Consider the following 12,385-nt stretch of genomic DNA (forward strand, 5'->3'; position numbering starts at 1 on the left):
CCTCATGAACAGCCTCCTCTATGCCAGGGCCCAGATGGGCCTCTCGCTGGCATTTCACATGATCTTCGCGGCCGCCGGGGTGGCGCTGCCCCTGATCATGGTCATCGCGGACGCGCTCTGGCACCGGACGGGCGATCGAGACTACCTCGAGTTCTCGAAGCGCATGGCGAAGGGGACGGCGATCCTGTTCGCGGTGGGCGCCGTCTCGGGGACGGTGCTCTCGTTCGAGCTCGGGCTCCTGTGGCCGAGCTTCATGGGGACGTTCGGCGAGGTGATCGGGCTCCCGTTCTCGCTGGAGGGGTTCGCCTTCTTCACGGAGGCGATCTTCCTCGGCATCTACCTCTACGGGCGGGGCAAGCTCCCGCCGAAGCTGCACCTGCTCTCGGGCGCGCTGGTGGCGCTGAGCGGCGCGCTCTCGGCGTTCTTCGTGATCCTGGTGAACGCGTGCATGAACGATCCTGCCGGGTTCACGATGGTGGGGGGCCGCCCGGCCGACATCGACCCGGTGGCGGCGATGTTCAGCCCGCCGTGGAAGCACGAGACGCTGCACGGCATCCTCGCGTGCTATCAGGCGACGGCGTTCGTGATGACGGGGATCCACGCGCTCGTGCTCCTGCGGCACCCAAAGAGCCCGCTGTTCCGCAAGGCATTCGCGGTGACGCTCGCGATCGCCGGGGTGACGGCGCTGGCGCAGCCGTTCGTCGGCCATTTCGCGGCGGTCGAGGTCGGCGAGGGGCAGCCCGCCAAGCTCGCGGCAATGGAGGCGCACTTCGAGACCTCGGCCCGCGCGCCGCTGCTCGTCGGCGGCCTGCCCGACGTGGAGCGGGGCGAGGTCGACTACGCGCTCGAGATCCCGGGCGGCCTGTCGATGCTCCTGCACGCCGATCCCGACGCGGTGGTGCCGGGGCTCGACGCGATCCCGCGCGACGAGTGGCCGCCGGTGACGGCGACGCACCTCTCGTTCCAGGTGATGGTGGGCGCGGGCTCCGCGATGGCGCTGCTCGCGCTTGTCGCGGCGGCGCTCGCGTGGCGCCGCCGGGGGATCCCGGATCAGCGCCCGTTCCTCTGGGCGGTGGTCGTTTCGAGCCCGCTCGGCATCGTGGCGATGGAGGCCGGCTGGCTGGTGACGGAGTTCGGCCGCCAGCCGTGGATCGTGCGGGGGGCGATGCGCACGCGCGACGCGGTGACCCCGTTCCCGCACCTCGAGGCGCCCTTCTGGACGTTCACGGCGCTCTATGTCTTCCTCGGCGTCGTGGTGGTCTACCTGCTCGTGCGCCAGCTCCGTGCGGCGCCGCTGGCGGTGACGGGAGACGCCGCGCCGCCGGGGGACGGGGCGGCGGGCGGCGGCGAGCCGCGCGGGGCCGGGCCGGCGGGCGGCGGCGGGCTGCGCGCGCTCGGGGGAGGCGCGGCCGATGGTCGTTGAGTGGTTCCTCGGCGGGGTGATGGTGGCGGCGCTCGTGCTGTACGCGCTGCTCGGCGGGGCGGATTTCGGCGGCGGCGTCTGGGATCTGCTCGCCTCCGGCCCGCGCAAGCAGGAGCAGCGCGCGCTCATCGAGCGGGTCATGGGCCCGATCTGGGAGGCCAACCACGTGTGGCTCATCCTTGTCGTGGTGCTGCTCTTCACCGCGTTTCCTCCGGCGTTCGCGGCGATCTCGGTCGCGCTGCACGTCCCCCTCACGCTGTTCCTCCTCGGCGTCGTGTTCCGCGGCTCGGCGTTCAGCTTCCGCAGCTACGACTCGCGGCGCGATCGGCGGCAGAAGCGCTGGGGGCTGCTCTTCTCTCTGGCGAGCGTGATCGCGCCGGTGCTGCTCGGCATGATCGTCGGCGCGGTGGCCTCGGGGCGGATCCGGGTGGCGTCGGGGGTGGTGACGAGCGGCTTCTTCGCGCCGTGGCTCTCGCTGTTTCCGTTCATGGTCGGGCTGTTCGCGCTCTCGCTCTTTGCGTTCCTCGCGGCGGTCTACCTGACCAACGAGGCGACGGAGCCCGCGCTCGTCGACGATTTCCGTCTCCGCGCGCTCGTCTCGGGCTGCGTGGTCGCGGCGCTCGCGCTCGCGTCCTTCGCGGCCTCGTTCGAGGGCGCCCCGCTCATCCGAGAGGGGCTGACGGATCATCCGATCACGTGGCCGCTCCACGTCACCACGGGCATTGCGGCCACGGCGGCGTTCTTCGGGCTGTGGACGCGCCGCTTCCGTCTGGCGCGCTTCGCGGCGGCGGCGCAGGTCACGCTGATCCTGCTGGGCTGGGCTGCCTCGCAGTACCCGTACCTGGTGGTGCCGGACGTGACGCTCGCGGGGGCGGCGGCGAACCCGAGGACGTTGCGATTGCTTGTCTGGGTCCTGGGCGTCGGATTCGTGCTGCTGTTCCCTTCGCTGTACGTGCTCTTCCGCGTCTTCGGCAGCGGCCGGGCGGGGGCTGCGACGGACAGCGAAGACGCTCATTGAGCGGGAGTAGGGGCGAGGTACGCGGAAGTCGCGGGAGTCGAATTGGCCGGACCACCTCGTCCCACCCATGGAGAGGGGAGCGGTGGGAGGTCGGTTCGCTGAACAGGGCCTCTCTGTCCGTCCTGGCGCTAGAGGGCGATGGTGCGAGGTCAGGCGCGCATTGCATTCCTGAAAGCTAGAGCCCTCTCTCATGAGGCCGCTGAAAAATCGCGTGCGCTTTCGCGGGCCTCCCCAGGGCGGGCGAACCGTGTTAGGCTCGCATTCGCGAAGTTTTTCAGGATGCTTGTGGGGGAAGGAGCCCTGTGGAGATGGCGAACATAGCTAGATACCGTCGACACGCGATTGTGGGTATTTTTGCAGCGACAGCCGGTGTGACGGGCTCGTTCGCCGGGTGCTCGGACTCGTACCGTGGAGAGCTCACCGGCAGCGGCTCGGGGCCCGGCGGGACGGGCGGCGGCGGCACCGGCGGCCAGGGCGGCGAGGGGGGGAGCACGGGGACCTTCGGTCAGGGGGGGCAGTGCGAGTACACGTGTTCCAATGATCTGAAGAAGGTCATCAGCTGCAATGGCGTGACGATCGAGGAGTGCGGGCCCGAGTTCGGGTGCGTCAACGCGAAGTGCGAGCCGAACCCGTGCGAGGCGGCGGAGAAGTCGAAGAGCTCGTACGGGTGCGACTACTGGGCGCTGAAGACGGCGCTCCGGCCGACGACGCAGGGCGCCTGTTTCGCTGCGATCGTTGCGAACACGTGGGAGCTGCCGGTTCATATCAGTGTCGAACGCGGCGGACAGCCACTTCAGGTAGAGAAGTTCGCCTATATTCCGGTCGGGCAGGGATCCATTCAGGATATTCAGTATAATCCCTACAACCCGGAGACTGGGCTTGGTGTCGGTGAGGTCGCCGTCCTTTTCCTTTCGCGACGGTCTCCCGGCTCGAGCGTTGTGGATTGCCCCAAGACCGGCGCGCTGGATCTGGAAACTGGCGTAGCGGGAACCGGCCGCGGCACCGCATTTCATATTACGACGGACTATCCGGTCGTGGCTTACCAGATGCTCCCCTACGGTGGGGGGCAGGCCGCCATGACCTCCGCGACCCTGCTCCTGCCGACAAGCGCCTGGCATACCAACTACGTCGCCATCAACGGCTACTCGTCATCAGAGTCCCCCGATTTTCCTGGAGCCTATCCCTCGCTGGCCATCGTCGCCCATCAGGATGAAACCGACGTGACCATCCTGCCGAAGGTGGACATCGAAGCAGGTACCAACGTCGAGCCAGCGAGCAGCAACGAGGCGAAGACTTACAAGTTGAACGCTGGTGAATTCCTGCAGATTACCCAGTCGGAGGAGTTGACCGGGAGCCCCATCCAGTCGACGAAGCCCATTGGTGTGTTTGGAGCTCATGCTTGTATGGTCGTGCCGAGTAACGGTGGCGACTGTGACTCAGGTCAACAGCAAATCGCCCCTGTCAGGGCTACTGGCAGCGAATACGTTGCGGTTCGCTACAAGAACCGCGTCGCTGAGCTCGAGGAGTCGCCGCCCTGGCGCGTCGTAGGGATGGTCGACGGTACGGAGCTCATCTGGGAGCCGTCCAAACCGAACGGCGCGCCGGATACCATCAACCTCGGCGAAGTGTATGAGTTTGATACAGGCGAACCCTTTGTTGTCAGGAGCCAGGGGGTGAATAATCCCTTCTATGTTGGTCAGTATATGACTAGCGGCGATCCGTACATGTTCATCGGAGATCCCGATTGGGTGAATGTGGTTCCGCCGTCTCAGTTTCTGGATTATTATGTATTCTTTACCGATCCGACCTATCCTGAGACGAGCCTCGCCGTCGTTCGTACCCGGTCGAAGTTGAACGGTGAATTCGCAGACGTAGAGCTGGACTGCGTCGGCAAGCTCAGTGGGTGGGAGCCGATCGGCGATTACGAGTACACCATCGTCGATCTCACGACGGGGAACTTCGAATCGGTGGGCGATTGCGCCAACGGTCGACACGAGATGCGGAGCGACCTTCCGTTCGGCGTCACGGTCTGGGGATGGGGTGCGATCCAGCAGAATTATCGCGTCTCCTACGCTTATCCTGCCGGTGCTGGGTTCCTGCCAATCAATGAGGTCGAGATACCCCCCACGGCCAATTAGGATTTGTTCGACGAGTGATCGAGCACGAACGAGCCTCCTCGAGGCCGGCGATCAAGCACCGGCCTCGGGGTAGTTCGTGCGGCCCCATGACCTGAGCTACATGCAGTAGCGGTGCTGCGGCTGGGTCTCACACACGCGTGAGTAGCGACCACTGAAAGCACTAGCGCAGCGCTTCGATGCTGCTCTCCTAGCGCATCACATTGGGGCGTCGTGAAGGGGACCTCCTTCGCCGGGGGTCCGCTGCACACCGTCCGGGTCGACCAGAGCACCGGTACTGGATAGAGGCACGAGCTCGTTTCATGGAGCAGCATCGACTGGGAGATCTCTCGCGCAGCGTGCTCCGACGAAGCCGTTCCTGTTGCGCGGATTTTCCGCTGACTGAGCGTCTGTAGCAACGTATAGCCCGCTGGTCCACGCCGTACCCCCGCGGACTACACGGTTCGCCGTGTTACCTTCAAGTTGAGCACAATCGTTGCACGGATTCGGAAGCCCTAGCTGGCCAACGTCCAATACCAGCTCTCCTGCGTTGCCCGCCATGTCAGCCATGCCCCACCTGGCGTCACCATCCGGAGATTTTGACCCCACGGCTAGGAAGTCCTGTATGCTGCATTCTGCTGCATGGTCCCCATTGCCGAGGCAGTTGTAGGCTGCTTTCGACGCGTCGATTGACTCTCCCCAGGGATACAACCTCTGCTCTGCGCCTCCTGCTGCCGCATAGTTCCATTCCGCCTCGGTGGGTAAGCGCCCGCCATCCCATATGCAGAAAGCGAACGCTTCAAACCATGTCATGCATGTCATGGGATGGCGCTCGTTTTGTTCCGGAAAGTCCGTCCAGTGCGAGTATTCGCATCTGAGCGCCACTTTCAAGGCTGATTTGTCTGGAGCCAGCTCGCTGTTCCAGCCTGAGTTCCAGCCGCTTTCTCGAATTTGTGGATGGGTGCCTGCGCCGGAGACCGGGGGATCGGCTTGAGTGCCTTTTCCTGCTTCCACGAACGCGCGGAAACGTCCGACGGTGATCTCGTAGATGTCTAGCCGGAACGCGCTGACGGTTGCCGGGTACATGGGAGTATTGAGACGATCGAACGTCCCTCCGGGAATGCTCGCGGCACCGCAGCAGTCGGCGCCTGAGCTGCGTCCGCAGTCGGCTCCCGCACCTGGCCCCGACCCCTGGCAGCTGGGCGCGACACAGGCGCCGAGCCGACACCCAGGAAACGGTGCTGCGCAGGGCGTCTCGTCTCTCCAGGACGCATCAACGCACTGGCGCGGCGTGCGGCCGCTGCAGCCGCGCTCTCCTTCGCGGCACTCCACGCAGTGCCCTCGTGAACATACCGGCTGCTCTCCGCTGCACGGCCGCTGCGCGACCCACTCTCCCGAGGCGCACTGTCGCGGCACGTCACCCACGCAGTCTCGCTCGCCATCGCCGCATGGCGCTTCTCCGGCTGCGGAGCTCGCGCTGCTGCCGCCCATACCGACGCCGGGAGCGTCGTCGAACTCATCAAGCCCGAGAACGAGCCCGCATCCGGCGGTAGCCAGGGCTGATGCAAGAAAAATCAGCAATTGTCGCGTCGTTGCTAGACGAGTCTTGGCCTTCGATTGCGCTCGTGTGAACATCGGTTTTGGTGAAGTTAATGCGGTATGTTCTCGTTGAGGTTGAGAGCTTGCTCTCAGCGGCGGACGCTGCCGCGTAGACGCTGCGTAGCTTCGGCCGGGTGTCCCACTTCAACCAATAGCATCGGTCGGCTCAGATATGGGAGTGTGCGTCCCTGCTGACCATCACCCGCGCCGTCGTCGCCGCCGCCCCCGCTCGTCTGGAGCACATCGCCTCCCTTCGTCAAGGCGAAGCCGCAGCAGCGACGTTGCCCCGGCGGCGTCGCGATCCGCAGCGCTCTGCGTGACGCACGCATCGTGCTTTCTCCCTCGCGACCGGCGCCGCGCTCCGCGTGCCGCGACCCGCCAGGACGCCCCACCCGCCCCCGCGCGCCCCGGACACAGCCGGCCCCGCCCCGGCGGGCGCCTCGCACCTCCTGGTTCGACCCAGGAGACATCCTCCCCCGGCCCGAGTAATCTCCCGCCCGGACGCCGGCCCGCATGCGGCGGAACGCCCGCGTCAACCTCGTTTTTCGAGCGTTGCTTGGAGGACAGCTCACCGTGATGGATCGAAGAACCCTGCCGGGCGGTAAGCCGCGACCCCCGTCGCGCCTTCGCTGCGCGCTGACCGCAGCAGCCCTGGCCGCACCGGCCCTCGTCGCGCTTGCGCCCTCCGCCGCGCGCGCGCAGGAACGGACCTTCTACCTCGATCGCCTCAGGATGGCCGGCGCCCCCGACGACGGGATCGGGGTCTGGCGCCCCCACATGGGTGAAAAGACGCGCCTCTTCGGGCAGCTCGGGGTCGGCGTCTCGGTCCACCCGCTCCGCAACGACAACTACGTTGACGACCTCGCCGTCGAGGAGCAGCTCGAAGGCGACGGGCCCGTCACCTCGCAGCTCATCACCTACCTGAACGCCGGCGTCGAGATCCTCGGCCGCGGCGCCCTCCAGGCCTCGTTCCCGATCGTCGCGTTCCAGGACGGCAACCAGACCTGCCACCCCGACCGGCCCCTCGGCCTGGACCAGTGCGTCAACCTGAAGACCGCCACCCCGATGGACCTCCGGCTCGACGCGCGCCTCGTCGCGCTCGAGCTCGACGAGCGGCGCTTCCGGCTGGGGCTCACGGCCGCGGTCTTCGTGCCCGTCGGCAACGTCTACTCCTTCGGCGGCGACCGGACCGTGAGCAGCGCGTTCGGCCTCGGCGCCGAATACGACTTCAAGGACTTCTTCGTCACCCTCAACACCGGCGTCGCGATCCGGCCGCCCGTGCGGCTCCACGAGCTCCGCGTCGGCAGCGAGCTCACGTACGGCGTCGGCGGCTACGTCCCGCTGCGCGACGACACGATCCGCGTCGGGGCCGAGGTCTTCGGCTCGTTCGGCCTCCGCGAGGAGACGCTCGGCGAGCTCGACGCCTCCCCCATCGAGTGGCAGCTGAACGGCCGGATGGCCCTTACCAAGGACAAGGCGCTCTACGCGGGCGCCGGCGTCGGCACCCGGATGAGCGGCGGCTACGCGCCCGATTTCCGGGGGGTCGCCGTCGTCGGCTACTCGTTCAGCATCGCCGACTCCGCCACCCGGTCCCCCGGCTTCAACTACGTCATCGAGGAGGAGAAGGACACCGACGGCGACGGCTACCCCGACGTCATCGACCTCTGCCCGGAGGACCCCGAGGACGGCAAGCAGCCGAAGCCGGCCGACGGCTGCCCGGACATGCCCGATCGCGACGGCGACGGCATCCCGGACGTCGTCGACAAGTGCCCCGACGAGCCCGAGGACAAGGACGGCATCGACGACCGCGACGGCTGCCCCGAGGAGGACGCGGACCAGGACGGCATCCCCGACGCGGAGGACAAGTGCCCGAAGGAGCCGGGGCAGGTCGTCGTCGACGAGCCCGAAAAGAACGGCTGCCCGTACTACATCCGCAGGATCTCCGGCTCCGCCGAGATCGAGATCATGAAGCAGGTCGAGTTCGAGTTCGACAGCTCCAGGATCCTCCCGCAGAGCTATCCGATCCTCGACGAGGTCGTGCGGCTGCTCAAGGCGAACCCGGAGATCAAGCTGCTCAGCATCGAAGGGCACACCGACAACCAGGGCACGATCGACTACAACGACCGGCTCGCGCACAACCGAGCCATCGCGGTCAGGGTCTACCTGATCAACAAGGGCATCCAGTCGGAGCGGCTCACCTCCGTGGGCTACGGCTCCCGCCGGCCGCTCGTGGCCAACGACACGCCGGAAGGCCGGCAGCGCAACCGGCGCGTCGAGTTCCACATCAAGTCGCAGTCGATCGAGGGCCGGTAAGCTCCGCCCGGAGCGGCCGGCCGGATCGGCGATCCGTCGACGCCGGCGCGCGCGTGCCTCGCCACGTGCGCGCCGGCGCCCTCTCCGCGATCCCACGGGCCTCGCCGGCCGCGCGAGCGCGCGCCGGGCGCTGCGCTCGCGGGACGGCGGCGCTCGCGAGATGGCTGCGCTCGCGAGATGGCTGCGCTCGCGAGAGGGCGGCGCTAGCAGGACGGCGGCGCTCGCGCGCGGCGAGCGCAGCCCGCCGCGGCCTTCAGTCGTCGTGATGCCCGAGCGCCGGGCGGCGATGGTCGCACTTGCCGGGGATCGGGAAGCCGCAGACCTGCTCTTCGAGCAGGCAATCCTGCTCCGCCGGGCACTGCTCCGGATCGAGGACCGCCGGATCGCACGGGCGAGAGCAGAAGTCGGGCCTCGGCAGCGGAGCGTCGTAGCGGCCGTTGCCGTCGACATCGATGTAGATCGGGTTGGTCACCGCATAAGGCGGGACCGGCGACCAGTCGGGCACCGTCGGCGTGGGCGCGAACAGAGCGCTGATCGCGGGGATCCTGCCGAACCCGTCGCTCGCCAGCCGCGAGAGCTGGATCTCCCCGAACGGGACGTCGAGGGAGACAGGGCTCATGAGGTTCCTGTCCTCGAGGCCCATGGCGATGATCACCACCCAGGAGTCGCGCTCCGGCACCGTGAAGGTGACCTTGCCGCGCACGTCCACGAGCGCGCTCGGCGGCATGTCCGGCTCCAGCAGGCGGATCATCCTGCCGTTCAGGTAGATCTCCACCCGATCGACGCCGAACCAGCTCGCCGTCTGCACATCGAAGAGGAGCTCGAGCGGCTTGCCGGCGCGCGCCCCCGCCACCTCGCCGTAGGTCTTGCCGCCGATCGTCGCCCGGATGAACGGGCCGTACGTCGCGAAGGCGTGCGCGCCCCGCAGGCTCTCGACCGCGGCCGGCGTCTCGAGCGCCGCCGGGGAGTCGGTCGCGCTGCGGAAATAGGTCCGCGGGAAGCCCGGCTCCTTCGAGCCGTCGTGGCCGTCGCTGCTGGCGATCTGCGCCGGCAAGAACCCCCGCTCGAGGTAACGGAAGTAGTCGTCCACCTGGCCCGCCCGGAACGTGCAGGGCTCGTCGCGCGCCTCCGCGGCGATCGGCCCGTCGCCGAGCGCAGCGGGCCCGCAGAGCTCCTGGCTGTCGGGGCTCGTGCCGGGGAAGCCCCAGTTCTTCTCCTGCTCGTCGGGCGTTCGCGCGAGGATCCGCTTCGTGAGCGCCCACGCGAGCTCGGTGCGCGCGCGGCGCTTGCAGTCGGCGATGGCCACCGCGACCGCGGCGCTCGAGGGCGAGCCGGAGGCGCCGCCCGGCGCCGGCGCCGACCCGCCGGGGGCCGCGCAAGGCGCGCGCAGCCAGCCCGCCACCTCGGGGCACGCCGCCTCGATCTCGCCTTCGCCCTGGGCGGCGTTCAGCCGCGCGAGGCAGCGATTCCAGTCGACGACCTCGGCCACGCTCGGCGTGCGCACCAGATCGAACCGCTTGCCGTTGATGACCTCCATCGCGTCGAACGCGCAGCTCGCCGTCCGGAACACCGGGTTGTTCTCCTCGAGGAACGTCGGCGTCCGATCCATCGTGTAGGTGTCGACGCCGAGCTGCTCGACGTAGCCGAAGAAGCCGTCGCGCGGGTGGGCGACGATCGTCAGCGGCTCCACGGTGCCGTCGCCCGAGGCGCGGATGGCGTCGAGGATCGTCCCGCCGGGCTCGCACGTCCAGTCGTGCGCGCCGTGGGTCGGGACGTCGAGCTCGTCGTATTTGAGCGGGAAGCCGATGAAATGCCCCTGCTCCAGCGTCGTGATCTCCGCCCCGATCGCGGTGGCGAGGTGGGGCGCGAGCCCGAGCGCGCGCGCGGTCGGCTGGTAATCCGTCTCGACGTCGTGGTCGGTCGACACCGCGAGCTCCACGCCCTCGGCCGCCACCGTGGCGACCCGCCGCGGCAGCGGCATGCCGCTGTCGAAGCTCGGCCTGGAGTGGAGGTGCATGTCGGCCGACATCCACCCGGTCGTGTCGACCTCCCGCACGAGGGTGGCGTCGAGCTGGAACGCGCGCCCCGGCGCGAGCGTCACGTCGCGCTCCACGTAGATCCCGTACTCGATGCCTCGCGACACCGTGATCTGGTATCGCCCCGGCTCGATCTCGACCTCTCCTTCGCCCGTGGCCGTGACCTCGATGGCGCGGTTGCCGTTCCCGAGCCGGCCGTCGCCGAGGTAGACCCTGCGCCGGCCGTCGCCCGGGAGCCTCCGCCCCGCGTCGTCGAGCGAGATGAAGGCGAGCTTGGCCGGGATCCGCTGGCCGGCCTCGTCCGCGACGCGGTAGCGCACCGTCGCCGGCGTGGGCAGGCGCGGCGACACCGCGACCTGCTCTCCGGCCCCGAGGCGCACCCGGACGGGCGCCGACATCGCCGTCCCCGCCGCGTTCCGCGCGACGAGCACGTAGCTGCCGGGCGGCAGGGCGGCGCGGAAATCGCCGTCCTCGGACGGATCGAGGCCGACGTCGGCGTCGACCTCGTTGATGAGGCCCACGTCGCCGCGCGCCTCCCGGTTGGCCGCCACGAGCTCGTCGAGCGAGCCGAAGGGCCGCGACGGATCCGGATCGGAGAAGACGAACACCCGCGCGTTCGGCGCGGCCTCCAGCGTGCTCTCCCACAGCACGTGGCCGTGGACCGTGCCCGTCTCGGTCCCGCGGAGCCGGTGCATCACGTCGGTCACGCTCGCGATGTCGCCGTCGCCCACGGCCAGGTAGCGCTCGTAGCTGAACGCGCGGTGCGCGTCGCACGCCGCGTCGTCCTCCTCGCTGAACAGGCACGATCGGCTGGCGGACACGAACGCCGTCGCCGCGCTCGCGAAGAGGGGCACGTTGACCACGGACGGCGCCGCGCCCTCCTGCGCCTTGGTGAAGTAGCCGTAGCTGACGTCCCCGCCCGCCGCGGCCACGAAATCGAACGTGAGCGGCTCCGAGAACGAGTTCCGCCCGGCGTTCCAGGCGTCCTGGACCGCCGTGTCCTCGTCGAAGCCGGCGCCGGGCGCGAAGACGTCGTTCTGGTTGCCGAAGAACACGAAGTCTCCGGCGACGATGCCGGCGCGGCGCGCCGCCTCCTCCTGCGCCTGGTCCGCCGGATCCCCGAGGACGCCGCCGAGCACCGAGACGGGGGCCGTGGCGTTGTCGAGCGGCAGGACGTCGCTGCACGCGCAGGTCAGGCAGCCGCCCGGGTCCTGCTGGTACCCGTCCGGGCACGGCTCGCAGCTCCTCGGGGCCTCGCAGCCGGGCGGCGGCTTGTCGTCGAGCAGGAGCACCGTGCGCACGGTCACGAACCGATCGCCCGGGTGAAGGAGGTAGTCTGTCCGGAAGCGGATCCTGGAGCGGACGTTGGGGAAGAAGAGGCCGAGCAGGTCCTCCTGCGCCCGGAGCAGGCCTATCGCCTCGAACAGGAACTCCCCATCTCCCTCGACGCGGATCCCGGCCTCGGCGCCGTCCGAGCCGTCGGCGAGCACCGAGACGTCGGTCGCCGTCGGGTCGGGCACGATCAGGTTGGCGAGCGAGAACATCTCCGCGAACCGATCTCGCCCCTGTCCGCCCTCCTCGCCGATCCGGCCGCGGCGCCGATCGACGTCGACGATGGCGCCGCCGAAGATCCCCGGCCCGGGCGAGTCCCGCCCGCCCAGGATGGCCACGCGGATCTGGTCGTTCTCGAGCAGGAAGTCGCCGACGTCCGCCATCGCCACCGGGCCGCCGACGAGCTCGGCCCGGTGCTCGATCTGCTTTGCGCGGAGCAGCCGGTCGCCCCCGCAGCTCGGCAGCGCGGGGGCGGCGAGCGCGGCGGCGGCGAGCGGGAGGAGCGCGACCCTCGTGAACCAGCGGTGTGTTCGCCGCACAGCGATCTCTC

The 12,385-nt window shown here is 68.9% G+C and carries 6 protein-coding genes; 4 read left to right on the forward strand and 2 right to left on the reverse strand.

The genetic code is table 11. The annotated features are described in order from the left end of the window. The first annotated feature begins 4 nt into the window (after positions 1-4). The 3 genes from WMF20_RS14125 to WMF20_RS14135 all read left to right on the forward strand — a co-directional run bounded on the left by WMF20_RS14125 (position 5) and on the right by WMF20_RS14135 (position 4,579). Positions 5-1,423, forward strand: a complete 1,419-nt coding sequence (locus WMF20_RS14125) for a cytochrome ubiquinol oxidase subunit I (RefSeq protein ID WP_129574841.1) — start codon at positions 5-7, stop codon at positions 1,421-1,423. Then, positions 1,413-2,441 carry a cytochrome d ubiquinol oxidase subunit II gene (locus WMF20_RS14130; protein ID WP_129574842.1) on the forward strand — a complete coding sequence of 343 codons (1,029 nt, stop codon included), beginning with the start codon at positions 1,413-1,415 and terminating at the stop codon, positions 2,439-2,441. The genes WMF20_RS14125 and WMF20_RS14130 overlap by 11 nt, the downstream gene beginning before the upstream one ends. A 308-nt stretch (positions 2,442-2,749) precedes the next feature. Beyond that, positions 2,750-4,579, forward strand: coding sequence for an IgGFc-binding protein (locus tag WMF20_RS14135; protein ID WP_437613991.1), 1,830 nt, complete (start codon positions 2,750-2,752; stop codon positions 4,577-4,579). Between the two features lie 297 nt (positions 4,580-4,876). On the opposite strand, the gene WMF20_RS14140 is transcribed toward WMF20_RS14135, so the two are convergent. Beyond that, a complete protein-coding gene (locus WMF20_RS14140) occupies positions 4,877-5,677 on the reverse strand; it encodes a formylglycine-generating enzyme family protein (protein ID WP_437617120.1) in 801 nt (266 codons plus the stop codon). A 1,053-nt stretch (positions 5,678-6,730) separates the two neighbouring features. On the opposite strand from WMF20_RS14140, the gene WMF20_RS14145 reads away from it, so the two are divergent. Then, on the forward strand, positions 6,731-8,467 hold the full coding sequence (locus WMF20_RS14145) for an OmpA family protein (protein WP_437613993.1): 1,737 nt from the start codon (positions 6,731-6,733) through the stop codon (positions 8,465-8,467). Positions 8,468-8,720: 253 nt separating this feature from the next. Here WMF20_RS14145 and WMF20_RS14150 read toward each other — a convergent pair whose 3' ends face one another. Further along, on the reverse strand, positions 8,721-12,374 hold the full coding sequence (locus WMF20_RS14150; protein WP_437613995.1) for a PHP domain-containing protein: 3,654 nt from the start codon (positions 12,372-12,374) through the stop codon (positions 8,721-8,723). Positions 12,375-12,385: the final 11 nt, after the last annotated feature.

The sequence above is a fragment of the Sorangium sp. So ce834 genome (assembly GCF_051521425.1).
In the GTDB taxonomy this organism is placed as follows: domain Bacteria; phylum Myxococcota_A; class Polyangia; order Polyangiales; family Polyangiaceae; genus Sorangium; species Sorangium cellulosum_D.

Excerpts from the sequence above, each read along its gene's own strand:
- WMF20_RS14125 (WP_129574841.1), top strand. The coding sequence starts at position 5 with ATGAACAGCCTCCTCTATGCCAGGGCCCAGATGGGCCTCTCGCTGGCA.
- WMF20_RS14130 (WP_129574842.1), top strand. The coding sequence starts at position 1,413 with ATGGTCGTTGAGTGGTTCCTCGGCGGGGTGATGGTGGCGGCGCTCGTG.
- WMF20_RS14135 (WP_437613991.1), top strand. The coding sequence starts at position 2,750 with ATGGCGAACATAGCTAGATACCGTCGACACGCGATTGTGGGTATTTTT.
- WMF20_RS14145 (WP_437613993.1), top strand. The coding sequence starts at position 6,731 with ATGGATCGAAGAACCCTGCCGGGCGGTAAGCCGCGACCCCCGTCGCGC.